The sequence below is a fragment of the Brevundimonas sp. UBA7838 genome, from assembly GCF_002500885.1.
GTDB lineage: Bacteria > Pseudomonadota > Alphaproteobacteria > Caulobacterales > Caulobacteraceae > Brevundimonas > Brevundimonas vesicularis_C.
Genome location: NZ_DLTK01000030.1, coordinates 1,771 through 24,888 on the forward strand (window position 1 = coordinate 1,771; position 23,118 = coordinate 24,888).

Here is a 23,118-nt window from a genome sequence, read left to right on the forward strand (position 1 = left end):
GGGCCGATCATCAGGATGTTCTTGGGCGTCACCTCGTCGCGCAGGTCCGCCGGCACGCGCTTCCTGCGCCAACGGTTCCTCAGGGCGACGGCGACGGCGCGCTTGGCGTCGTTCTGGCCGACGATATAGCGATCCAGTTCGGAGACGATCTCGCGGGGGGTCAGTTCGGTCATGCGACGCAGATAGGAGAGGCCGAACCGTTGCGGGAGAGGGGCGGGGCGTCGCAGCGCGCACAAAATCCTATCGTCATCGGCGAAAAGGCGTCATGCCGATCGTCAGAACCGCGCACGCTGCACGACAGGCTTAACGATGACCCCCTTGCAAACGGATCGTCTGACCCTTCGACGCTTTCAGGCCGGCGACGCCGCAGACTTGCTCGCCTACCTTCATCAGCCGCGCGCCGCCTGTTTCGCCGCGATGGCGCTTCAGGATATGGCGGCGGCCGAGGCGGAAGTCCTCAAGCGCGCAGCCGAGGGCGAATATATCGCCGTCCAGTCCAAGGCCGGCGGCCATGTCATCGGCGATGTCTTCGCAATATTCGAGGCGCCGGACACCTGGTCCATCGGCTGGAACTTCAACAGCGCCTATGCGGGCGCCGGCTATGCGTTAGAGGCGGCCCGCGCCCTGGTCGACCATCTGTTCAAGGACAAGGCGGCCCGTCGCCTGTACGCCTATGTTGAGGACGACAATCTGGCGTCACAGAGGCTTTGCGAACGGCTGGGCATGCGGCGAGAAGGACTGTTCCGCGAGTTTATCTCGTTCGTGAACGACGCCGCGGGCCAGCCGATCTACGTCAACACGTGTCAGTACGCCCTTCTGCGACACGAATGGCGAGCCTGACGGTCAGCAAAAAGGCGTCCCCTGATCGGAGGACGCCTTAAGGCTTCAAGCGCTTATCGCCCGTATCAGGCGGCGTTGGCGGCCTTGTTCTTGGCCAGCTTGTCCTGGTGGGCCTGCATGCCTTTGGCGATCAGGTCGGCCGCCTCGCCGGCGTCGCCCCAGCCCTCGACCTTGACCGACTTGCCCTTCTCCAGATCCTTGTAGCGGGTGAAGAAGTGCTCGATCTGCTCGATCAGGATGGCCGGCAGCTGACGATAGCTGGCGATCTCGGTGTAATAGGGGTTCAGCTTGTCGACCGGCACGGCCAGGATCTTTTCGTCGCCGCCGGCCTCGTCTGTCATCTTCAGCACGCCGATAGGACGCGAACGGATGACGCAGCCCGGAACGACAGGGGTCGGGTTCAACACGATCACGTCGCAGGGGTCGCCGTCGTCCGACAGGGTGTGCGGCACGAAACCGTAGTTGCCCGGATAGTACATGGCGGTGTGCAGGAAGCGGTCGACGAACAGGGCGCCCGAGGCCTTATCCATCTCGTATTTCACCGGCAGGCCGCCCTGCGGAATTTCGATGATGACGTTGATGTCCCAGGGAGCGTTCGGGCCGACGGGAATGGCGTCGAGGTTCATGGCGGGTCTTTGCTGCGACTGCGAAACTTTGAAAGGCGAAGGGTGATAGGCTCCCCGGCCCGTCACGGCAAGGGCGACATGTGGCGAACACGGGCCCGGCGGACTTGCGTCGCGGCGCATCATCGCGGACATCTGGATCATGACCTGGACCGATTGGGCGGCGCTGGCCCTCTTCTTCATCTGCTGGCTGGGATACAGCCCCATCCTGGCTTTCATCAGCCGACGGGGCGGCTCGCTGAACCAGGATATGGAGCATGTCCGGGCGGCCTGGATGCAGTCCATGACCCATCGCGAGATGAAGCTGATCGACAGCCAGCTGATGGGTCATTCGATCAACTCCGCCTCCTTCTTCGCCTCCACCAACCTGCTGCTGATCGCGGCGGTCGCGGGCATCCTGTTCGGCGGCGAGAGCGCGCTTCAGGGGTTCGCCGCCGTCGGCGCCGAAAACGTGCCGATGAAGATTCTGGAGGCCAAGCTTGCGCTGGTGCTGATCTGCCTGGCGCGCGGTTTTCTGGATTTTATCTGGGCGCTGCGTCAGATGAACTACGCCCTGGCGCTGATCGGCGCGGCGCCGGAGATCCACACCAAGACCGACCGCAAGGCCTTCAGCGAGGCGGCGGGCCAGCTTTTGAACCCGGCGCTCAGTTCCTTCAGTCAGGGTGTGCGCGGCTATTACTTCGCCCTGGCGGCGGCGGCCTGGCTGTTTGGACCGCTGTGGCTGGCCTTGGGTGTGGCGTCCTCGTTCGGCCTGTTGATCTATCGTCAGGAAGCGTCGCCCGCCGCTCGCGCCATTCGCAATGCGCGGCGGCTGTTGGACAACTAAACCGATCCTTTCGCAGTTGCGAGATTGAGCACCCGTCCGACTTTCGTCGAAAGAGCGCCGTCTTGTCAGGCGACTCGCCATATGTGCGTAACAAGGCGTGACAATGCGGGCGCTCATGGGTCTTGACCCATTGTGCATCGCAACCTAAGTTGACCTCTGACGCCTCCGGGCGTCTTGCCCTTCCTGGGCGTTTCCTCCCTATAGACTTTTAATGCCGCACCCTCGGGTGCGGCTTTTTTTTTTGATCTGATCAGCGATCAGTCAGGCCGACCACGCGTCTGCGCACAGGGCGGCGATCACACGGGATAGGGCCTTGTGCGTCTTGGCGTAGGTCGCGTTGGGGGCCAGCGTCGTCTCGTCCAGATAGAGTTTGCGGCTCAGCTCGATCTGGATGGCCTCATAGCCTTCGTCCGGCCGCCCCCAGCGCTGGGTGGACCAACCGCCGGCGTAGGGATGGTTCTGCGCCACGCGCCAGCCCAAGCCCTCGAACAACTCGCGCAGCCGCCGGCTGAGCCGCGCGCTGCAGGCCGAGCCGTAACGATCGCCCAGCACGACCTCGGCCCCGACGGCGCGCGCCGGCATCGAATGCCAGTCGATCAGCACGGCTCGTCCGTGCGTCGCGCACGTCAACTGCATCAGGTCGCCCAAGGCCTGGTGATAGGGCGCGTGGACCCTGGCGATGCGGTGCGCGGCCTCCGCCAGCGTCAGCCGGCGCGCATAGAGCGGCGTGCCGTCGCCGGCCAATCGGGGAATCACGCCATAACCGGCGGCCGTCTTGGCCCCGACCGGCCCCTCCAGATCCGCGATCAGGGCCGGGTCAAGCTCAAACGGATCGCGGTTCAGATCGACATAGGCCCGGCCGATCCGGCCTTCGATCAGCGCGGCCCCGCTGCGCGGTCCCTCTGCGACCAAACTCCCGACCAAAGCGTCCTCGGCGCTCTTCAGGCTGGCGCGCGACAGGCCCGGCGCGGCGCCCATGTCGTCGGGATACAGGTCGCCGGAGTGGGGCGAGGCGAACACCAGCGCCGTCGCGGGCGCGTCCGCCGCCGGGGCGGTGATCGAAAAGCTGTCGCCGCCGTCGGTCATGCTCCCGCTTAGCGCGTTTCGCTGTGGAAGGAAGTCGGCTGATCGGCGAATTTCATCGGCGGTTTACCGTTCCGGCTCTAGGTTTGCGGTCTGTTTCAAGGGTGTTTCTCGAATGGCGCGTATTCTCCTGGCCGAAGACGACGGTTCGTTGCGCGGATTTCTGACGCGCGCGCTGGAGCGGGCAGGCCACCAGGTCATCGACTGCGAGAACGGCGATGACGCCATCGACGCCCTGGAACATGGTCCCTACGACCTCCTGCTGACCGACATCGTCATGCCGGGCGCGGACGGGATAGAAGTCGCCCGCGTCGCCGCCGCCCGCCAGCCCGGCCTGCGCATCATGTTCATTACCGGCTTCGCCGCCGTGGCCCTGACGGCCGCCCAGGCCACGCCGGACGCCAAGGTGTTGTCAAAGCCCGTCCACCTGCGCGATCTGGTCAATGAGGTCGAGCGGATGGTCGCCGCCTGAACCTTCGCTGCGTGGGTCGAGCGGCGTTTGGCGAGAAATCGCATTCTTGCCGTTAAATCGGCTTGATGCCGACCGGCCTCGCCGCTATACGACCGCTCTTCCCGCTCCGAAGACGTTTTTCGGAGCCCTACGGCGGATGCGTAGCTCAGCGGGAGAGCACCTCGTTGACATCGAGGGGGTCACAGGTTCAATCCCTGTCGCGTCCACCATTTCCCTTTCTTTTCAGATCAGTCGCCATCAGCCCTGGCTGCCGTTTGCGCGCTAGAGCAACCGTCCCTGATCCGACGTCCGGACGGCCGTGTCCGTCATCAGGCCGCGGCGGCGAAGCTCGGTCGCGGCGGTGAAGGCGATGTCGATGTCGCGTCCTGACGCCAGGACCTGAAGCCGGACAGCATCCACCGCGCTCCACGCCTTGCCGCGTTCAGGGCCCGCGGGCACGCGGGGCAGCAATCCCGGTTCGCGGCTCCAGGCCAGTAGCTGCTCGACGGTCGTCTGGTTTAGCATGTCGCGAAGATGATGGGCGGTGACATAGGCGTCTGGCAGGGCGCGATGCGCCGGAAGGCCCAGTTCATGCACCAATCCCTCGGGCCGGCGCAGATAGCGCAGCATCTGGTTGGAGAAGCGCGGCAGGTCGGGCCACAGCCGCAGGGCGCATTTCCAGGTGCAGATCCACCTTGCGCCGCCTGAAAGGGCAGGGGTGCAGTACCGCTGCTCGAAGCTGGCCCGGTGAGCCGCCAAGGCGATCACGCCCGCCTCGGGACGAAGGATGAGCGGGGCGACGGCCTTCCAATAGCCGGCGTCTTGAACCCACTCGTCCAGAATGTGATGGATCGCCATGGTGTCGGGCGAAATCGGCCGACCGGGATTTACGAAACGGGCGCCGCGCGTCGCATCCAGACGCCATGGGCCGGCCCCGTCACGCACCACGTCCTGCCACCCGATCTCGCAGACGTCCTGAGGGCCGGATCCGGCCGTCTCCAGGTCGATGACGCGGATGCGTTGGGGGGATGGCGTGAAGTCGGTCAGGGCGTCCTCGGCGTGGAGTTCACACCTGATAACGCCTGGGGCGCCGGATTCGGTCCGGCGCCTGGAACGACCGCCGACGGCGCGTCGTCAGTTCGGCAAGTGCACCGACCCGTGCGGCATGACGGTCATCACGGCCCACAGACCGACCAGCACCACGGGCGAGGCGATCAGCGCCCGCCGACAGCGATGCGCCAGATAGAGAGCCTCGCCGATCACGATCGACACCAGCATTCGCGTTTCCCCCGAAACGATAAGCGACACTTCTATGACGTCGCCGACAGACATGTCCCTCAATGAGACGAAATCCATTTTGTCGTAGCCGCTCCACAGGCCGCGCGGTCGCTGGACGTGCCGCCAGGAATGCGCAATCTCGCAGGCATGGGATCTGTCGCGCGCCTGTTCCGTCTGCATTTGTCGCTATGGCTCGGGCTGCTGGTCATGTCGGCCGTCGCGACGCTGGCGCCGGCCAGCCTCGGCTGGCCGATGCGACTGGCGGCCGGCTGGGACGCGGGCGTGGCGACCTTTCTCGTTGCCACCTTTGTGCGGATCTTCCGCGCGCGTTCTCAGGAGGCGATGCGGCGTCGCGCGGCGGAACTGGATCAGGCGGGCATTCTCGTTCTGCCGCTCAGCATGGCGGCGGCCGTGGCCAGCGTCGTGGTCCTGGTCCTCGCCATGGTGGCCAGCGACGGCAAGCCGACGGTCGGGCAGGCGGTCTTTTCAGTGTGCACCGTCGGCCTGTCGTGGCTGTACGTGCACATCATCTTCGCCCTGCATTACGCCCATGGCTTCTACGCCCCGCGTGACGACGGTAAAGGCGATCAGGGCGGGCTGATCTTTCCGGGTGAGGAGGACGCGGACTACTGGGACTTTCTGCACTTCGCCCTGATCATTGGCGTGGCGAACCAGACGGCCGATGTGCAGATATCCAGCCGCAAGCTGCGCGGCTTGGCGACGTTTCACAGCCTGATCGCCTGGTTCTTCAACGCCGTTATCCTGGCGCTGACGGTCAATCTGGCCGCCACGCTGCTTTAGGCACGCGCAGCCGTTCGGTTAGAGATCGACCGGGCGGCCGGACTCTTCTTCCTCAAGGGTGACGGCGACATCGGCGTTGGCCGACAGGCGCACCTTGTCGCCCTCGACGCCGGCGACGAAACCGTTCTCGATATAGTGGTGGTGATCGGCGTGGGCGCCGGTGTTCTCGCGGCGCGTTAGCTTGATCCGGTCGCTCTCCACCCGGTCCACGACGCCGACGTGCACGCCGTCGGCTCCGATGACTTCCATGCCTTCCTTGATCTCGCTCATCGCTGTTTTTCCTCGCTGAACATCGTCTCGATAGCGGAGCGCCGCCGACCGACATTTCGTTCCCGAGGCGCTGGGTCGGCGAGCATGCTTGTTCGCGGCCCCGCCGACTGGCAAGGCTTTGGGACAGTGTTCAGCACAAGCCGGCTGAGGAGCGCGAGCGACAGGGATGCCGTTGACTTGATCGAACAGTATGGATGGTCCGAGGTCTGGGCGATGGCGTTTGCGCCGCATGCCCATGCCGGTCACACGCCGGGCCGCGTCATCCTCCAGCATCGCAACGGCTATCTGGTCGTCACGGATGCGGGCGAGCTTCAGGCCAAGGCGTCCGGCCGACTGCGGCACGAAGCTCAGGAGACTGGGCCCCCTGCAGTGGGCGACTGGGTGGCGCTGTCGCCGAACCCTCAGGACGGCGCCGCCACCATCCATGCCGTCCTGCCTCGCCATACGGCCTTCGTGCGGCGGGCGGCGGACAGCGCGCGTCGAACCCAGATCCTGGCGGCCAATATCGACGTGGCCTTCGTCGTCACCTCGATGAATGCGGATCTGAATCCGCGCCGGATACAGCGTTTCCTGGCTGCCGCGATGGACAGCGGAGCGCGGCCTGTTCTCGTTCTGACGAAGTCGGATATCAGCGCCGACCCCCAAGCCGAGGCCGCTCAGGTGGCGGCGCTGGAGACACAGACCCTGGTCCTGACCGTCTCGGCGCGCAAAGGCGTCGGCCTTGAGGCGCTGCGTCTTCAGGTGAAGCCGGGCGAGACCTGTGTCCTGATCGGCTCGTCGGGTGTCGGCAAGTCCACCCTGGTCAACGCCTTCCTGAACGAGGATCGGATGGCGACCCAGGCGATCCGCGCATCCGACGACCAGGGACGGCATACCACCAGCCATCGCCAGCTGATCCCGCTGCCCGGCGGCGGTCTCATCATCGACACGCCCGGCATCCGCGAAGTGGGCCTGATCGACGCCGAAGAGGGTGTGGAAGCGGTCTTCGACGATATCGAACACCTGATGCAGGAGTGCCGCTTCACCAACTGCGGCCATGTGAGCGAGCCGGGATGCGCTGTCCAGGCGGCCCTGGCGGACGGCACGCTGGAGGGACCGCGCTGGGCGCATTTCCAGAAGCTGAAGTCGGAACTGGCGGCCGCAGGGGACAAGGCGGAACGGATCGCCAAGGCTGCGGAACGCCGGCGGCTGGGCGGCTTGCAGAAGGTCTATCGCGCGACGAAGCGCAACGATCGTGGCGGGGCCGATCGATAGCGTCGATGGCGCAACCGAATTTCGACGTGTTGCGGGGCCAAACGGGCTAGGTGAAGTCCTTAGACTCAAGAAAGATCACTATGTCCGCATTCACCATCGTCACCACCAGCGCCGTCCAGGGCAGCGAGGCCGCAGAGGTCAACACGTTGACGGACGACTTTTCCGACGCCAGCGAGGCGGTGGGCTATGCACGGCGCATGGCCGACGAAATGATCGACATGGCCGATCAGCTGCTGCTGGATTTCGATTACAGCAACGTCGGCGTCTATGAGGGCGACCTGCTGGACGAAGACGTCACCCCGGATCACCCCGCCCTGATCGGCGTCTGGGTGCTGGATGAAGAAGGCTCGGCCTTCGTGCCGGCCGAAGAGTTCCGCCAGGGATCGACCGAAGTCGAGAACTGATCGGCGGCTATCGCGGCGGGAGGTTCGGATCGAGCCGCCTGCCGCATTCGTCATCGGACGAGAGACGGGCGCCTAGTGGCGCGCCGAATGGCGATTTCTGCAGATCGAAAATGTGGGGGAGGATGGCCGTCCCTCCGAACACCTTGCGGTGCTCGGAGGTGACGATGGTGGAGCTTAGCGGAGTCGAACCGCTGACCTCTTGCATGCCATGCAAGCGCTCTACCAACTGAGCTAAAGCCCCGGACCTGTCGGTCTGGATCGCCCGGTTCATCTTGCGATGGCCCCCGGCGAGGCGGCGGAAACTAGGTCAGGCCTTTTCTGCGATCAAGCCCGTTTCGAGATTTATTTTCACCGCGTTCCCAAGGGTGAAAATACGCAGGTTTTCCAAACCGAAAGGTATGAAAGGCCTGCTGTCCCGCCGCGTCTCCCTAACGGGAAATGCGGCGGGTGCAACAAGAATCTGAGCCTATCCACAAGCCCCGAAGAAGACGGGCCTCATGTAGCGCGAAGCGCGATAGGCCCGAAAATCAGTCGTCGTCGCGCGACGGCTTGGCGATCTCGTCGTCGATCGAGTCGTCGTCTTCGTCTTCGATGAACGGCACGGAGTCGTCATCGTCGTCGGCCAGCAGATCGTCGTCGCCGTCGGTCGAGCCCATGCCGGCTTCTTCCGAGGCGTCAGCCGGGGAGTCTTCGTCCTCGTCGTCCGGGGTCAGGATCGGCTCGTGGCCTTCCTCGTCGATTTCCGGCGTCTTGACGTCGTCTTCCTCGTCCTCGTCGCCGTCGACCTTCTTGTCCTTGACCTGATCTTCCGTGTCCTCATCGTCAGACGGATAGCCGGGACGGGCGCGGCGGCTGCGCAGCTTCATCGCCTCTTCGGGATCGAAGTCGGTTCCGCATTTGGGGCAGTGTGCAGGGCGACGGTTCAGGTCGTAAAACTTCGCCTGGCAGTTGGGGCAGACCTGTTTGGCGCCCAGTTCGGGATTGGCCACGTTTGGATGCTTTCAACGGGTTGAATTCGGGGCGGTCCCTTGCCACCCCTTTGACCCGCTGTCAAAAGCTGTCTTTCGCGCCGCCCGCGCGGCCCTTCGCACAATACAGCCTGAAGCGGGTGATCATGCCGTCCCAACTGACTTCGCGCCGCGCATCCGCCCTGACCGGAAAGGTCCGCGCGCCAGGCGACAAGTCGATGTCGCACCGATCGATGATCCTGGGTGGAATGGCGTCGGGCGTGACCGAGGTCGAGGGTCTGCTGGAAGGCGACGACGTCCTGGCCACCGCCCGAGCGGTCGAGGCCTTCGGCGCCAAGGTCGAGCGGACCGGCGACGGCAGATGGCGCATCGAGGGGGCGGACGGCTTTAAGACGCCGTCGTCGGTGATTGACTGCGGCAACGCCGGAACCGGGGTGCGTCTGTTGATGGGGGCGGCGGCCGGCTATCCGCTGACCGCGACCTTCGATGGCGACGGCTCGCTGAGAAAGCGGCCGATGAAGCGGGTCACGGGACCCCTGGCGGACATGGGTGCGGCGTTCGACTGGCAGGCGGCCGAGGATCGGCTTCCTGTGGCCCTGACCGGCGGCGCGCTGAAGGCCATCGACTATGTGCAGACGGTGGCCTCGGCCCAGGTGAAGTCGGCCATCCTACTGGCGGGTCTGAACGCCGAGGGCGTCACCTCCGTGGTCGAGCCGGAAAAGAGCCGCGACCATACCGAGCGCATGCTGCGGGCCTTTGGCGCCGAGGTGGGCGTCGAGGAGAGGGGCGAGGGCTGGAAGGTGACTCTGAAGGGCGGTCAGGCCCTGACCGGGACCTTCGTCGCCGTGCCGGGCGATCCGTCCTCGGCGGCGTTTCCCCTGGCGGCCGGTCTGATCGTGCCGGGGTCGGAGGTCACGGTCGAGGGCGTGATGCTGAACCCGCTTCGCACCGGCCTGTTCGACACCTGGATCGAGATGGGCGCCGACCTGACCATCACCAACCGGCGTGAGGCCGGGGGCGAAGAGGTCGGCGACATCACCGCCCGTCACTCGTCCCTGAAGGGCGTGGTCGTGCCCGAGGATCGCGCCGCCTCGATGATCGACGAATATCCGATCCTGGCGGCGACGGCGGCCTTTGCGGACGGCGTCACCGTCATGCGCGGCGTGGGTGAAATGCGGGTCAAGGAAAGCGACCGGATTTCGCTGATGGTCGAGGGGCTGCGCGCCTGCGGCATTCAGGTCGAGGAGGAGCCGGAAGGCTTCATCGTCACCGGCGCCGGCCAGGGCGAGTCGGTGCGCGGCGGCGGCCTGGTCCATACCGCCCACGACCACCGCATCGCCATGAGCCATCTGGTCCTGGGCCTGGCCGCCGAACAGCCGGTCTCGGTCGACGAGCCTGGGATGATCGCCACCAGCTTCCCCGGCTTCGTCGAGATGATGAACGGGCTGGGCGGGCGGATCGCGTGAAGCCCGCGCGCGGCGTCCTCGGTCGAGGCATCGCGGTCCTCGGTCTTTTGACCTGTCTGGGCGGAGCCGGCTGGACGGCCTGGATCGTCTGGCAAGGGGTGACGACAGGCCAGGTCTCGGGCAAACATGGCGCCGTGCATCTGAGGGCCGAGGGCGACGCCTTCTTCTATTCGAGCGTGGTGCTGAACGGTGTCGCCTGTCTGGTGTGGCTAGGTCTGGCAGCCTTCGCGGTCGTGGTTCTGGCGCGTTGGAAGGCATGGTCGTGAACCGGCCGGGGCTGTCGGGCTGGATCAAGCCGATCCTGACGCTGGCGATCGCGATCCTGATCGGCTGGTTCTGCGTGATCGGAGCCCGAGAGATCGTCCAAAGCCTGGATGCCGGGGTGCTGAACAACCAAAAGGGGCCGGACGTTCTGTTGGCGGACCGACCCCTGCTGTTTTGGAGCGTCCTCGGCTTCTATGTGGCGTCGGTTGCGGCCGGGGCGGGCCTGGCGGTCCTGCTGGCCAGCCTTGCAATTCGTGATTTGGTCGGACGCCGGGACTGAGGGCTTCGGCTGGATTGGTCGGGCGATCGTCGCTATCAGGTTCGGCCTCCCGTGCGTTTGGGATCGAGATTGAAATGCGCCACGCGCTGCGGAGACCTGCTTGACCCTGATCATCGCCGTCGACGGACCGGCCGCCTCTGGCAAGGGGACCATCGCCGCGCGTCTGGCCCAGACCTATGGCCTGCCGCATCTGGATACGGGGCTGCTGTACCGGGCCGTGGGCGCAAAGGTGCTGGCGGACGGCGGATCACTGGATGACGAGGCCGCGGCGACGCAGGCGGCGCGGGGGCTGGATGCGGCGGGTCTGTCGGACGATCCGCGCCTGACGACAGGCGAGGCGGGCGAGGCCGCCAGCCGTGTCGCCAGCTTCGCGGGCGTTCGCGCGGCTCTGCTGGAACTGCAGCAGGCGTTCGCGGCCCAGGCGAGCGGCGCGGTCCTCGACGGACGCGACATCGGCACGGTGATTGCGCCGAACGCTCAGGCCAAACTGTTCGTCACCGCGACGCCCGAGGTGCGGGCCACGCGCCGCTGGAAGCAGCTGACGGCGCGCGGATCGGACATCGCCTTTGACGCCATGCTGGCCGACATCCAGCGCCGCGACGAGCGCGACGCCGGGCGCGGGGCGGCCCCGATGGTTCAGGCCGATGACGCGGTCTTGCTGGATACGACCGATCTGGGTATAGAGGCCGCCTTCGATGCGGCCCGCCGTATCGTCGAGGCGGCGCGCGCGAAACACGGTCTCTGACCTGCCCTCGCAAATCCAACGCTCCCACCCTCGGCCTCCGCGGGCGTTTTGATCGTTCTGAACGGCCTCGCATCCCGACGACCTGATTCCATCTTTTCCCATCGCCCCGCGCGCCGCCTTTCGCTGCGTCAGGGGTCCACCTCGCGCGGGATCGTCCTTCGGTTACGCGCCACAGCCCCACTGGAAACACCAGAGCTTCATGTCTGATACTCTCAACCCCACGCGCGACGACTTCTCGGCGCTGCTCGACGAACAACTGTCGGGTCGCGACTTCGGCGAAGGCCAAGTCGTCCACGGCCGCGTCGTCGGCATCGAAAAAGACATCGTCATCATCGACGTTGGTCTGAAGACCGAAGGCCGCATCGCCATGCGCGAATTCGGCCAAGGCGACGACGGCGCCCTGCCCAAGGTCGGCGACAACGTCGAGGTTTACCTGGAGCGCGTCGAGAACGCCCTGGGCGAAGCCGTCATCAGCCGCGACAAGGCCCGTCGCGAAGAAGCCTGGACCCGTCTGGAAGTCGTGTTCGCCGAAGGCCAGCCGGTCAACGGCGCTATCGTCGGTCGCGTCAAGGGCGGCTTCACCGTCGACCTGGGCGGCGCCTCGGCCTTCCTGCCCGGTTCGCAAGTCGACATTCGTCCGGTCCGCGACGTCGGCCCGCTGATGGGCAAGGAACAGCCCTTCGCCATCCTGAAGATGGACCGTCCGCGCGGCAACATCGTCGTGTCGCGTCGCGCCATCCTGGAAGAAGCCCGCGCCGAACAGCGCACGGAACTGGTCGGTCAGCTGGCCGAGGGTGAAGTCCGCGAAGGCGTCGTCAAGAACATCACCGACTACGGCGCGTTCGTCGACCTGGGCGGCATCGACGGCCTGCTGCACGTCACCGACATGTCGTGGAAGCGCGTTTCGCACCCGAGCCAGGTTCTGGCCGTTGGCGACACCGTCAAGGTCCAGATCGTCAAGATCAACCCGGACACCCAGCGTATCTCGCTGGGCATGAAGCAACTGCAGTCGGACCCCTGGGACGGCGTGGAAGCCAAGTATCCGGTCGGCGCCAAGTACACGGGCCGCATCACCAACATCACCGACTACGGCGCCTTCGTGGAGCTGGAAGCCGGTGTCGAGGGCCTGGTGCACGTCTCGGAAATGTCCTGGACCAAGAAGAACGTCCACCCCGGCAAGATCGTCTCGACCTCGCAGGAAGTCGACGTCGTGGTTCTGGATGTCGACGCCTCCAAGCGCCGCATCTCGCTGGGCCTGAAGCAGGCTCAGGACAATCCGTGGGACGCCTTCGTCGCCAACAACCCGATCGGTTCGACCGTCGAGGGCGAAGTCAAGAACGCCACCGAGTTCGGCCTGTTCATCGGCCTGGACAACGACATCGACGGCATGGTGCACCTGTCCGACCTCGACTGGTCGGTGTCGGGTGAAGAAGCCATCCAGCGCTACCGCAAGGGCGAGATGGTCAAGGCCAAGGTCCTGGACGTCGACGTCGAGAAGGAACGCGTCTCGCTGGGCATCAAGCAGCTGGGCGGCGATCCGATCGGCGAGGGCGACACCTATCGCCGCGGCCAGCAGATCACCGTCACCGTGACGGCGATCGAGTCGGGCGGCATCGAGGTCAAGTTCGGTGAAGACGACGCGCCGGTCACGGCCTTCGTTCGCAAGTCGGACCTGTCGCGCGACCGCAACGAGCAACGTCCGGAACGCTTCGCCGTCGGCGACCGCGTCGACGCCATGATCACCGCCGTGGACAAGGCCTCGCGCCGCGTCTCGGTGTCGATCAAGGCGCTGGAAATGAAGGACGAGCAGGAAGCCATCGAACAGTTCGGATCGTCCGATTCGGGCGCTTCGCTGGGCGACATCCTGGGCGCCGCGCTGAAGAACGCCGGCACCAAGGACTAAGCGCTCATCCAAAGAGCGTCAGGCGCTTCGCTCAAGCAGCGGAGCGCCGCGCGCTCTGCGATAGCGACAAAAGAGTGAGGGCGGCAGGAGCAATCCCGCCGCCCTTTTCTCTGTCTGGCACACCCTTGTGTGCGCCTCCGGACATATTTCTTGCGAATGACGCGCACCATTGTCGGATAAGGGCTTTTTCCAGAGCCTGTCGAAGGTTAGGGTGTCCCTCTGGATCGACGGCGGGCGAAACAGCCCGTCATTCCGAGCTCGCGGGGGGCGCAGATGATCAAGTCCGAACTGATCGAGAAGCTTGCAGCGGAAAACACCCACCTGACTCACGCCGAGGTCGAGCGGCTGGTCAATGTGATCCTCAACACCATGACCTCGGCCCTGTCCGACGGCGGTCGGGTCGAGTTGCGCGGTTTCGGCGCCCTGTCCGTGCGGTCGCGCCCGGCGCGCGCGGGCCGCAATCCACGCACTGGCGAAACCGTAGAGGTGCCGGCCAAGGCCGTGCCCTTCTTCAAGAGCGGCAAGGAGCTGCGCGAGCGGCTGAACGCCTCGGGCGACGCCTGATCTAACTTTCTCAAGGAAATCTCATGAGCCTGCTGTCGGAGTTTCGCGAGTTCGCGGTTAAGGGCAATGTCGTGGATCTGGCGGTCGGCGTGATCATCGGCGCCGCCTTCAACGGCATCGTCAAAAGCCTGGTCGATCAGGTGGTGATGCCGCCCATCGGCCTGATCACCGGCGGCATCGATTTCTCGGAACTGGAATGGGTGCTGAGGGCTGAGAACCCGGCGACCGAGGCCGTCGAGAAGGTGGCGATCCAATACGGCGCCTTCCTGAACACCGTGATCCAGTTTCTGATCGTCGCCTGGGTCGTCTTCCTAGTGGTCAAGGGCATCAACGCCCTGCGTCGTCAGGAAGCCGCCAAGCCCGATCCGGCGCCGGCCGCGCCGACGGCGACCGAAGCCCTGCTGGCCGAGATCCGCGACGAGCTGAAGGCCCGCCCCAACGCCTGATCAGGCCTTGGACACGCGCCCGCCCAAGGTGGGGCGCGTGACTGCGGCGGCAGCCAAGGTTTTGGGCATCGGCGGCGTGCGCGAACAGATGCCGTAGTCGCCGTCGAACGGTGTCGGCGCCCAGGCGGCCGCCAGTGCAGGATCGTTGATGATGGCGTGGCAGTGTCCCCAGCCGCCTTCGCGCCGCGCCGTCTTCGCCAGATCGCCCAACTGCGCCAGCAGGCGCGGCGTCACCACCTGCAGCCGCACCTTGGCGGCCCCCAGCGCGCGGGCGTTGTCGATCAAGGCCTGGGTCAGAAGCGCGATCGCCTCGGGCGCCGTCTCCAGCGCGATCAGATCGACAATATCCAGATAGGGCGGCTCGATCAGGCTGGTCTTGGTCATCTGCGCCATGGCCATCCCGACGATTCGGCTGTCCCTGACGCAGGCCAGCATGACCGGCGGCAGGGTCAGGTCAGGGTCCGCCAACCGCCAGCGCAGGATTTCCGGGCTGCGGTCCGCGAGCAGACGATCTTCTTGCGACAACCGACGCCAGAAAGCGGCATAGGGCGAGGCGTCCGACAAGTCGCGGAGCATCGTCACCCCGGCCGGCAGCATCAGCGGCGTCTGGCGAAACACGCGCCCGTTCATCAGCCGCTCGCCCAGCCGCGCGGCGGTCTCGGCGGAGGTGCGGCCCAGCAGCAGGCGCAGACCTCGGCCCTGAGCGCAGGCCAGACGATCAGTGATCCACGTCAGCTTCAGACCATGGGTCTGCGCCGGCCAGGGCTTCATGTCGAACAGGCCGTACAGCGGCGCCGAGCGCGCATTGGCGTTGAAGGTGTAGCGGGCGAAAAGCCTTGGCTGTTTCAAAAAGGTGCGGATCAGAGGCCGGCTGGCGCCCTTCTGGCTGGGCGGCACGATGATCGAAAATCCGGTGGCGCCGAAGTGGTCCTGGACGCCGTATCGAAACCGCTGGATGAAGTTGCCCAGCATGGCGACGGCGTTGTCGTCCTCGTCGGCCACGACCCATCCCGCGGGCGCGCCCAGCGCCAACCGCGCCGGATTGGCCTCGAGCCAGCGCCATCCGGCCGGCGACCGCTCGGGCCAGCCGACCTGACGATGCAGCCGGTTCAACGCCTCATGGTCTGGAGCGTCGATCGGTCTGACAGACATCTGGCGCTCCTTCCCATTATGAAACCGTGTGCGTTTCTGACGTACGCACTAGCAGGATGTGCGCCACCGGGAATCACTCAGGGTTGTCTTTCGCTTTCCCCCCGCGTCGCCTGGCCGCCCCCGCGACAGCCTTAACACTTGTTCGGATTTGCCCGCTGTGCTGGGTATGCGCCTTTCGCGCGCCCGATAAGCGGCGCGGCAGTTGGGAGTGAGCCGTTGAGGACGGATTTGGGGAAGGCGCGACTTACACGACGCGTGAAGACGATTAGGGGGACGCGCGCATGAACATCGTCGTCGCCCTTGGACTGATCATCACCTTCGCCACAGGCGTGCCGGTGCTGATGCAGATCCTCAAACACCATCCGCGCGGACTGATCATCCTGTTCTTCGCCGAGATGTGGGAGCGTTTCTCCTACTATGGCATGCGCGGCATCCTGATCTTCTTCCTGACGCAACACTTCCTGTTCGACGACGCCATGGCGGGGTCGACCTACGGCTCCTACACCTCGCTGGTCTATCTGCTGCCCCTGCTGGGCGGCATCATGGCCGACCGCTTCATCGGCACGCGCAAGGCCGTCGCCTTCGGCGCCCTGCTCCTGGTCGCCGGTCACGGCATGATGGCTTTCGAGGGCCGTCCCGCGACCGAAACCCTGACCTACGCCGGTCAGACCTATCAGATCGACGCCGAAGGCCGCGGCGCGGCGCGTGAAGTGTCGATCGTCGTCAACGGCCAGAAATACGCCTTCGAGGCGGCCGAGAACGGCCTGGCGATCGAGAACCTGCCGGCCGCCTCGCCATTACCGGCCGTGCTGCCGACCGGCGAATACAAGATCGACGCGACCCGCGACATGGCGGGCGTGAACGTCTTCTATCTGGCGGTGTCCTTCATCATCATGGGCGTCGGCTTCCTGAAGCCCAACATCTCGACCATCGTCGGACAGCTCTATCCGCAAGGTGACCCGCGGCGGGATTCCGGCTTCACCCTCTACTACTACGGCATCAACCTCGGCGCCTTCTGGGCGGCCGTGCTGTGCGGCCTTTTGGGTCAGACCGTCGGCTGGTGGGCAGGCTTTGGTCTGGCCGGCGTCGGCATGGCGCTGGGCTGGGTGGTCTTCGTGCTGGGCAAACCCCTGCTGCAAGGCAAGGGCGAGCCTCCGGCCGAAGCCAATCTGAGCAAACCCATGCTGGGTCCGATCAACCGCGAATGGTCGATCTATCTGCTCAGCATCCTGGGCGTCGGCGTCGTCTGGTTCATGGTTCAGCGCAACGCCCTGGTGGGTTGGGTCCTGGGCGCCGCCACCGTCGCGTCGCTGCTGTTCATCCTCTACGTCATCGTCAAGGTTTGCGAGAACAAGGCGCAGCGTGAGCGGATGATGCTGGCCCTGGTGCTGATCTTCGGGTCGGTCGTCTTCTTCACCCTGTTCGAACAGGCCGGCACATCGCTGAACCTGTTCGCCGACCGTAACGTCGATCTCAGCATCACCCCGCAGGCGTTCCAGCTTCTGGGTGTCACCGTCGGCACCCCGGCCCAGATCGCCGCCGCCGGTCTCAGCACGTCGGGTCCCTGGATCGACGCCACCATCACGGCGGCCCAGACCCAGTCGTTCAATGCGGGCTTCATCCTGATCTTCGCACCGATCATGGCCGCGCTCTGGTCCTTCCTGGGCAAGCGCAACCTGGACCCCAACCCTACGCTGAAGTTCGGCCTCGGCCTTCTCCAGGTCGGATTGGGCTTCATGATCGTGGTGTGGGGCGCCGGCATGGCCAACTCGGCCTTCCAGATGCCGCTGCTCCTGCTGGGTCTGCTCTATCTGTTCCATACGACCGGCGAGCTGTTCCTGTCGCCGGTGGGCCTGTCGGAAATTACAAAATTGTCCGTCGCCAAGGTGGTCAGCTTCATGATGGCCGTCTGGTTCCTGGCCAGCTCCATCGCCCAATATGTCGGCGGTTGGATCGCCGGCCTGGCGGGTACGGAGACGGTCGGCGGCCAGGTGCTGAACCCGGGCCTTGCGCTGCAGACCTCGCTTGAAGTGTTCAAGCTGCTGGGCCTGTGGGGCATGGGCATCGGCGTGGCCTTCATTGTCATCAGCCACTTCATCAAGGGCTGGTCGCACGGCGCCAATGACGGGGACAACCACCCTGGCCCTGCCCTGAACGATCGCGGTCAGGAAGACGGCAACGTCGCCCGTCCTGCGGCCTCGACGCCTAGCCACTGATCGGCGCCTGATCAAGGAAAAGCCCCGGCGGAGCGATCCGCCGGGGCTTTTTGCTGCGTGAAGCGCGCCTCAGAAGGTCTTGCGGACCCGCAAGGAGACGAAGGTGCGCGGGTCGATCGAGCGCTCCTCGACGAAGGCGACCGTGCGCGGATTGCGCGTGGCGTAGACCGTGCGCTGCTGGGTGAAGTCGTCCCACAGGTTCAGCTGGGCACGCAGCGACAGGGTCGGGCTGGGCTTGTATTCGACGAAGGCCTCCAGATAGTCCGCGCCGCGCCAGGCGAAGGTCTGGTCCGGATCGTAGGTCGCCTGGCCCAGACGCGGCAGCCAGTTGATCCCCCACTGGGTCTTCCAAGAGGTGATGTCCTGCTGGAAGCCGACATTGGCCTGGCTGGGACGCACGCCCGAGATGCGGCGGTCCTCGCCCGTGGTCGGGTCGGTGACGCTGGTCTTGTTCCAATCGTTCCTAAAGGTGAACCGGGCGCCCGAAATCCCGACCTTGTCCAGCGGCACCACGACATTCAGCGACAGCTGATCCAGCGTTCCGTCGCCGATGTTGCCGGTCGCCGACAGGCCACCGGGCAAGGGAAGGCGGTCAATCACGTCGATGATGCGGTCGTGGCGATAGCCGATCGAGACCACGCCCTCGCCCCAGAAGCGGCGCTCATAGGACAGCTCGGAAATCCAGCGCTGTTCCGGCTCCAGATCGACGTTGCCGCCGAACACCGTGCCGTCGCTCAGCTCAGCCGAGGCGGCGAAGTCGCCAAAGTCCAACTGACCCAGTTCGCGCTCGAAGCGGAAACGCAGCTGGTTGTCGGCCATCGGCGTCCAGGTCGCCAGCAGCCGCGGCTTGGCGAAGAAGAAGCTCTTTTCCTGATCCGCATCGCCCGACTGGCTGATGGTGGAGGCTTCCAAGCGCACGCCGCCTTCCAGCGTCAGCTTCGGATTGATCCGCCAGGTCGCCTTGCTGAAGGCCTCGCCGCGCGTCTCCTCGACCTTGACCGAGGCGCTGGGCAGGGGAACGCCGACGCCGCCGATGGTGAAGGCCTGGTTCACGTCCAGCATATTGTAGGCGATCTCGGCGCCGGCCTCGACTGTCAGGGCGGGCGAGCGTTCGTGACGCACCAAGGCGCGCAGGATGGATTCCGACGAGTCGCCGTTGGACTTGAACTGCTGCTCCGGCGCGGCCGTGCCGTTGAGCGTCTCGTTGCTGCCCGAGACGCTGTCAAAGCTGGAGAACTCGTGGATCAGACGCGTCTCCAGGGTCCAGCGCGGGTTCAGGGTGCGGGTCCAGGTCAGGCCCAGCTCGCCGGAATCGCCGTCTTCGGCATAATCGCTACGCCGCAGCGACGTGGGCGACGAAAGCTCGGTCCAGTTCTGATAGTCATTCAGACCATAACGGGCGGTGCCTTCCAGCTTTCCGCCGAACACCGGGCCGGTGTAGTTGCCGCGAATGCTCTGACCGCCGCCCCATCCGTCGTTTTCAAAACGCTCGTCGCGGATGACGTCGCCGGCGGCGTTGCGACGGATCGACCGGCCGACGCCGTTGGAATCGCTGGATCCCATGCCGTCCGACAGGGTCACGCCCCAGCGGCGATCGCCCTTGTTCTGCGTGAACTGATAGGAGCCGCCATAGATGTCATGGCCGCCTTCGAACAGCATGGCGTTCCAGGTCAGGATCGACTGGCGGCTGTCGGTCGTCTTCAGGATGACGTTCACGACGACGGAATAGCCCTGCATGTCGATACCCGGCGCGCCGCCCCGGATCAGTTCGATGCGCTCGACCTGATTGGCCAGGGTCCGGCCCAGGACGTTCGAACCCGAGTCGTTCTTTGAGGCCGGGCGGTTGTTGTTGATCAGCACATTGCCGACCGCCCCTTCGAAACCGCGCGCGCCCGATCCGTTGTCGATGGAGAAGCCGGGGACGCGGTTGACCATGTCGAGCGCCGTATTGGGGCGCTGGGCGGCGAAGAAGTCCGGCGTGAAGACCAGCACGCCGCGCTGGCTGGCGTCGGCCAGGGGCGCCTGGTTGGTCGGGCCGGTCGGCACCGGGGCCTCGGCGACTTGGGGCTTGTCTGCGTTGGAGGCGTCGGCGGCGAATGCGGCGCCGGCGGTGAAAAGCAGGGCGGTGCTGGCCAGCAGCAGGGTCTTTGTCATTGATCTTCCCCTCGGGTGTTGGTGAGAGGTGTGCCGATCCGGCGCGTTCATCTCCAGTTACAAGGCCGCAAGGTGGATTAAATCGACGACATCATTACAGCGATTTCATTACGCCAGTGACAGTAATGAAGTTTACAGCGGTGTAATGATCAGGCGCTCATCTTCTCTATTGCTTTTACTTGCAGCGATGGCGCTGACGACCGCGCCGGCCGTCGCGCAGGATGCGCCTTCGAACGCCGTCGAGGATATCGTCGTCACCGCCCGCCGGATCGAGGCGCCGATGTGGGAAGTGCGGCGCGGCGACAGCGTCTTGATCCTGGTCGGATCGATCGACGGTTTGCCCAGAAAGATGGAGTGGCGCACGGATGCTCTCATCTCGGCGGTCAATCGTGCCGACCGCGTCCTGTTTCCGGTCGAGGGGCGGGCGTCACTGGCCGACGTGGGCCGTCTGATCTGGCGTTTTCGGACGCTGACCCGTTTGCCGAACGGGCGCACCAGCGCCGACTATCTGTCCCCGGACCTTGAGGCCCGCGTCGAGCGCCTGACAGGCGAAGGCCCGACCCGCGACAGCATGCTGATCCTGTCGGGCGATCTGATGGAACTGGGCGGCTACAGCAGCGGAGGGCGTCCGGTGTCCGGCCTGGTCCGTCAGGCGACGCGCGCCAATCGCACGCCGGCTGAACCCGTCGGCATCTTCAGGGGGGACGAACTGATCGAAAAGGTTCTGACGACGCCGCCGGAACGCTATCTCGACTGCATCGACGTTGCGGCGACGGCGGCGGAGGCCGGGGTCGAGGCGGGCGCGCAACGTGCGGAGAACTGGCGTCTGCGCCGGATCCCGGCGGTGCTGGATTCGCCCCTGGAAAAGGCGGCGACGGCCTGTTCCTACTGGTCGGTGATGGCCCAGGCCGACGGTTTGCGTCGGATATGGAATACGGCGGTGGACAAGGCGCTGGCTGAGGACGGAGTCACCGTCGCCATCGCGCCCTTGCGGCTGTTGGCCGAGCCGAACGGCGTATTGGATCGGCTGGAGGCGGAGGGGCTGGAACCGATCGGTCCCGAATGGCGCCCCTCCGCCTCCGCTCAATCGGCGCGCTAGAGCTTACTTGCGTTCCGGAACGGCGTCGCGGGCGGCTTCGCCGATGTTGTCGGCGGCGTTGCCGACGCTCTCGGCCGCGCCGGCGATGGCGTTGTCCTTGACCGCGTCGCTGCGGTTCATGTTCATCAGGAAGTAGCCGATCACCAGCACGGCCAGCAGGCCGACGATCAGGGCGACGATGGCGCCCATGCCGCTGCCGCGACGCTCGACGACCGTGGTGGGCGCCGCGCTGGTTTCAGTGATGCGTTCAACCCGGCCATCGGGATGTTGGACTTCGCGTTCAGTAGGCATGGTGTTTCCTCTCCAGTGTGGCGGGGAAACACACTTCGTGACGATACGGTTCCGCTCGCTCAGACGGCGGTGCCGCCGACCGTCAGGCCGCCGATCTTGAGGCTGGGCTGGCCGATGCCGACGGGGACGCCCTGTCCGGCCTTGCCGCAGACGCCGACGCCCGGATCGAAGGCGAAGTCGTCGCCGACCATCTGGATCTTGGTCAGGGCTGTGGCTCCGTCGCCGATCAGGGTGGCGCCCCGAACGGGTGCGGTGATCACCCCGTCCTCGATCAGATAGGCCTCATTGCACTGGAACACGAACTTGCCGTTGGTGATGTCCACCTGGCCGCCCGAGAAGTTGGCGGCGTAGAGGCCGCGCGTCGTATTGGCGATCATGTCGGCCTTGGAATCCTTGCCCCCTTCCATGAAGGTGTTGGTCATGCGCGGCATCGGCATATGGGCGAAGGACTGGCGCCGGCCGTTGCCGGTCGCGGCGACGCCCAGCTGCCGCGCCGACAGCCGGTCGTGCATCAACCCGACCATGATCCCGTCCTCGATCAGCACGGTGCGCGAGGTGGGCGTGCCCTCGTCATCCACGGACAGCGATCCGCGCCGTCCGGCGATCGAGCCGTCATCGACCACGGTGACGCCGGGGGCGGCGACCCGCTGGCCCATCATGCCGTTGAAGACCGACGAGCCCTTCCTGTGGAAGTCGCCCTCGAAGCCGTGGCCGATGGCCTCGTGCAGCAGGACGCCGGGCCAGCCGGCGCCCAGGACCACGTCCATCTCGCCCGCCGGACAGTCGACAGCGTCCAGATTGACCAGGGCCTGACGCAGGGCCTCGTCCACCTGGGCCTGCCAGCGTTCGGGCGCGACCCAGGCCTCGAATCCGGCCCGGCCGCCGGCGCCGGACGAGGCGCTCTCGCGCTTGCCGTTCTGTTCGACGGTAACGGAGACGTTCAGCCGAACAAGGGGGCGAACATCGCGCACCGCCCGTTCGTCGGCGCGCAGGATTTCGATGGCGCGACGTTCGCCGATCAGGGAGGCGGATACCTGAACCACGCGCGGATCGCGGGCGCGGGCCCAGGCGTCAATCTCGGCCAGCAAGGCGATCTTGTCGGAGAAGGCGGGCGAGGCGAGGGGATCGACCTCGCCATACAGTTTCTGATTGGTGGCGCGGGGGCCTTCGGCGACTCGGGCCTCATGCCCCTGTTTGGCCAGGGCGGCGCTGTCGGCGGCGCGACGCAGGGCGGCGGCCGAAATCTCGTTGGCGTGGGCGTACCCGGCGGTCTCGCCCGCCACGACCCGCAGGCCGAAGCCCTCGGTCGCGTCATAGGCGGCAGACTTCAGCCGACCGTCGTCGAACACCAGGCTCTCGCTCTCGGACCGCTCCAGGAACAGTTCGCCGTCGTCGGCGCCGGCCAGGGCCGTTTTCAGGATCGACAGGGCTTTATCGGTGTCGACGCCGGCGGCGTCGAGGATGGGCGGCGGGGAGGCGTGAACGGTCATGGCCTGTAGGTAGGGGCTGAAGGCCGTTTCGTCACCTGCCCCGGCGCGCGAAACCGCCGATCAGTCCAGCGGCTGGGGCCGCGTCACCACCGGACCGTCGGGATCGCTGCTCGACGGACGTGCAGCGGTCGGGGCGGGCGTCGGGGCCGTCGGCACGATCACCAGCGGCTCGGTCGTGACGGTCGGAGCCGGCGTGGACGGCGCCGGGGTGGTCGTGGGCGCACGCGTCGTCGGTTGCGTCGTCGCGGCC

The 23,118-nt window shown here is 65.9% G+C and carries 25 protein-coding genes, 2 tRNA genes and 1 pseudogene; 16 read left to right on the top strand and 12 right to left on the bottom strand.

All coding sequences use genetic code 11. The annotated features are described in order from the left end of the window. Nucleotides 1-309 precede the first annotated feature (309 nt). Nucleotides 310-840 carry a GNAT family N-acetyltransferase gene (locus tag B3T77_RS01615; RefSeq protein ID WP_292076509.1) on the top strand — a complete coding sequence of 177 codons (531 nt, stop codon included), beginning with the start codon at nt 310-312 and terminating at the stop codon, nt 838-840. A gap of 65 nt (nt 841-905) precedes the next feature. On the opposite strand, the gene ppa is transcribed toward B3T77_RS01615, so the two are convergent. Then, nucleotides 906-1,466: an inorganic diphosphatase gene (gene ppa, locus B3T77_RS01620; protein WP_066552596.1), complete on the bottom strand. Its 561-nt coding sequence runs from the start codon at nt 1,464-1,466 to the stop codon at nt 906-908. Nucleotides 1,467-1,605: 139 nt separating this feature from the next. Here ppa and B3T77_RS01625 point away from each other — a divergent pair, with 139 nt between their 5' ends. After that, nucleotides 1,606-2,289 carry a DUF599 domain-containing protein gene (locus B3T77_RS01625; RefSeq protein WP_055803258.1) on the top strand — a complete coding sequence of 228 codons (684 nt, stop codon included), beginning with the start codon at nt 1,606-1,608 and terminating at the stop codon, nt 2,287-2,289. Nucleotides 2,290-2,550: 261 nt separating this feature from the next. On the opposite strand, the gene B3T77_RS01630 is transcribed toward B3T77_RS01625, so the two are convergent. Further along, nucleotides 2,551-3,375 carry an N-formylglutamate amidohydrolase gene (locus B3T77_RS01630; protein ID WP_292076517.1) on the bottom strand — a complete coding sequence of 275 codons (825 nt, stop codon included), beginning with the start codon at nt 3,373-3,375 and terminating at the stop codon, nt 2,551-2,553. A 112-nt stretch (nt 3,376-3,487) separates the two neighbouring features. Between B3T77_RS01630 and cpdR the strand changes: the two genes are divergently transcribed. Both cpdR and B3T77_RS01640 read left to right on the top strand, forming a co-directional pair. After that, complete coding sequence (gene cpdR / locus B3T77_RS01635) at nt 3,488-3,844, top strand: cell cycle two-component system response regulator CpdR (protein WP_017506825.1); 357 nt, start codon at nt 3,488-3,490, stop codon at nt 3,842-3,844. A 134-nt stretch (nt 3,845-3,978) separates the two neighbouring features. Further along, a tRNA-Val gene (locus B3T77_RS01640) sits at nt 3,979-4,053 on the top strand. A gap of 52 nt (nt 4,054-4,105) precedes the next feature. Here B3T77_RS01640 and B3T77_RS01645 read toward each other — a convergent pair. Both B3T77_RS01645 and B3T77_RS01650 read right to left on the bottom strand, forming a co-directional pair. After that, nucleotides 4,106-4,768: a DNA polymerase III subunit epsilon gene (locus B3T77_RS01645; protein ID WP_292076525.1), complete on the bottom strand. Its 663-nt coding sequence runs from the start codon at nt 4,766-4,768 to the stop codon at nt 4,106-4,108. Between the two features lie 189 nt (nt 4,769-4,957). Beyond that, a complete protein-coding gene (locus B3T77_RS01650; RefSeq protein ID WP_153925618.1) occupies nt 4,958-5,101 on the bottom strand; it encodes a hypothetical protein in 144 nt (47 codons plus the stop codon). A 129-nt stretch (nt 5,102-5,230) separates the two neighbouring features. Here B3T77_RS01650 and B3T77_RS01655 point away from each other — a divergent pair, with 129 nt between their 5' ends. Further along, complete coding sequence (locus B3T77_RS01655) at nt 5,231-5,902, top strand: DUF1345 domain-containing protein (protein ID WP_292076531.1); 672 nt, start codon at nt 5,231-5,233, stop codon at nt 5,900-5,902. 18 nt (nt 5,903-5,920) lie between these two features. Here B3T77_RS01655 and B3T77_RS01660 read toward each other — a convergent pair whose 3' ends face one another. Further along, nucleotides 5,921-6,172, bottom strand: coding sequence for a DUF2171 domain-containing protein (locus tag B3T77_RS01660; protein WP_055805252.1), 252 nt, complete (start codon nt 6,170-6,172; stop codon nt 5,921-5,923). 177 nt (nt 6,173-6,349) lie between these two features. On the opposite strand from B3T77_RS01660, the gene rsgA reads away from it, so the two are divergent. Then, a complete protein-coding gene (gene rsgA, locus B3T77_RS01665; protein WP_292076532.1) occupies nt 6,350-7,426 on the top strand; it encodes a ribosome small subunit-dependent GTPase A in 1,077 nt (358 codons plus the stop codon). 80 nt (nt 7,427-7,506) lie between these two features. Next, nucleotides 7,507-7,830 (top strand): hypothetical protein, encoded by a 324-nt coding sequence (locus tag B3T77_RS01670; RefSeq protein ID WP_055803275.1) that lies wholly within the window; start codon nt 7,507-7,509, stop codon nt 7,828-7,830. Nucleotides 7,831-7,995: 165 nt separating this feature from the next. On the opposite strand, the gene B3T77_RS01675 is transcribed toward B3T77_RS01670, so the two are convergent. Both B3T77_RS01675 and B3T77_RS01680 read right to left on the bottom strand, forming a co-directional pair. Next, a tRNA-Ala gene (locus B3T77_RS01675) sits at nt 7,996-8,071 on the bottom strand. 286 nt (nt 8,072-8,357) lie between these two features. Continuing rightward, complete coding sequence (locus B3T77_RS01680) at nt 8,358-8,819, bottom strand: TIGR02300 family protein (protein WP_055752793.1); 462 nt, start codon at nt 8,817-8,819, stop codon at nt 8,358-8,360. A 122-nt stretch (nt 8,820-8,941) separates the two neighbouring features. Between B3T77_RS01680 and aroA the strand changes: the two genes are divergently transcribed. The 7 genes from aroA (at nt 8,942) to mscL (ending at nt 14,466) form a co-directional block, all read left to right on the top strand. Then, the gene (gene aroA, locus B3T77_RS01685) at nt 8,942-10,264 is read left to right on the top strand and encodes a 3-phosphoshikimate 1-carboxyvinyltransferase (protein WP_409514549.1); all 1,323 of its coding nucleotides are present in this window, start codon (nt 8,942-8,944) and stop codon (nt 10,262-10,264) included. Next, a complete protein-coding gene (locus B3T77_RS01690; protein WP_055752794.1) occupies nt 10,261-10,530 on the top strand; it encodes a hypothetical protein in 270 nt (89 codons plus the stop codon). Before aroA ends, B3T77_RS01690 begins: the two co-directional genes overlap by 4 nt. Further along, nucleotides 10,527-10,808 carry a hypothetical protein gene (locus B3T77_RS01695; protein WP_292076547.1) on the top strand — a complete coding sequence of 94 codons (282 nt, stop codon included), beginning with the start codon at nt 10,527-10,529 and terminating at the stop codon, nt 10,806-10,808. The genes B3T77_RS01690 and B3T77_RS01695 overlap by 4 nt, the downstream gene beginning before the upstream one ends. Before the next feature lie 100 nt (nt 10,809-10,908). Beyond that, nucleotides 10,909-11,553 (top strand): (d)CMP kinase, encoded by a 645-nt coding sequence (gene cmk, locus B3T77_RS01700; protein ID WP_091748855.1) that lies wholly within the window; start codon nt 10,909-10,911, stop codon nt 11,551-11,553. A 199-nt stretch (nt 11,554-11,752) separates the two neighbouring features. Further along, complete coding sequence (gene rpsA / locus B3T77_RS01705; RefSeq protein ID WP_017504363.1) at nt 11,753-13,456, top strand: 30S ribosomal protein S1; 1,704 nt, start codon at nt 11,753-11,755, stop codon at nt 13,454-13,456. A gap of 249 nt (nt 13,457-13,705) precedes the next feature. Continuing rightward, a complete protein-coding gene (locus tag B3T77_RS01710; RefSeq protein ID WP_292076578.1) occupies nt 13,706-14,020 on the top strand; it encodes an integration host factor subunit beta in 315 nt (104 codons plus the stop codon). A gap of 23 nt (nt 14,021-14,043) precedes the next feature. Then, the gene (gene mscL / locus B3T77_RS01715; protein ID WP_066624021.1) at nt 14,044-14,466 is read left to right on the top strand and encodes a large-conductance mechanosensitive channel protein MscL; all 423 of its coding nucleotides are present in this window, start codon (nt 14,044-14,046) and stop codon (nt 14,464-14,466) included. On the opposite strand, the gene B3T77_RS01720 is transcribed toward mscL, so the two are convergent. Then, nucleotides 14,467-15,618 (bottom strand): N-acetyltransferase, encoded by a 1,152-nt coding sequence (locus tag B3T77_RS01720; RefSeq protein WP_292076557.1) that lies wholly within the window; start codon nt 15,616-15,618, stop codon nt 14,467-14,469. A 281-nt stretch (nt 15,619-15,899) separates the two neighbouring features. Between B3T77_RS01720 and B3T77_RS01725 the strand changes: the two genes are divergently transcribed. Next, complete coding sequence (locus tag B3T77_RS01725; RefSeq protein WP_292076560.1) at nt 15,900-17,834, top strand: peptide MFS transporter; 1,935 nt, start codon at nt 15,900-15,902, stop codon at nt 17,832-17,834. 69 nt (nt 17,835-17,903) lie between these two features. Here the strand turns inward: B3T77_RS01725 and B3T77_RS01730 are convergent, their stop codons facing one another. Then, on the bottom strand, nt 17,904-19,988 hold the full coding sequence (locus B3T77_RS01730; protein WP_292076563.1) for a TonB-dependent receptor plug domain-containing protein: 2,085 nt from the start codon (nt 19,986-19,988) through the stop codon (nt 17,904-17,906). A gap of 187 nt (nt 19,989-20,175) precedes the next feature. Between B3T77_RS01730 and B3T77_RS01735 the strand changes: the two genes are divergently transcribed. Continuing rightward, the gene (locus B3T77_RS01735; RefSeq protein ID WP_292076568.1) at nt 20,176-21,087 is read left to right on the top strand and encodes a TraB/GumN family protein; all 912 of its coding nucleotides are present in this window, start codon (nt 20,176-20,178) and stop codon (nt 21,085-21,087) included. Nucleotides 21,088-21,090: 3 nt separating this feature from the next. On the opposite strand, the gene B3T77_RS01740 is transcribed toward B3T77_RS01735, so the two are convergent. From B3T77_RS01740 to B3T77_RS01750, 3 genes and pseudogenes are all read right to left on the bottom strand, one after another. Further along, nucleotides 21,091-21,378 (bottom strand): hypothetical protein, encoded by a 288-nt coding sequence (locus B3T77_RS01740; RefSeq protein ID WP_045809440.1) that lies wholly within the window; start codon nt 21,376-21,378, stop codon nt 21,091-21,093. Between the two features lie 59 nt (nt 21,379-21,437). Beyond that, nucleotides 21,438-22,868 carry a metalloprotease TldD gene (gene tldD / locus B3T77_RS01745; RefSeq protein ID WP_292076575.1) on the bottom strand — a complete coding sequence of 477 codons (1,431 nt, stop codon included), beginning with the start codon at nt 22,866-22,868 and terminating at the stop codon, nt 21,438-21,440. Nucleotides 22,869-22,928: 60 nt separating this feature from the next. Continuing rightward, nucleotides 22,929-23,118 (bottom strand): annotated as a pseudogene (locus tag B3T77_RS01750) (hypothetical protein); the annotation flags it as partial.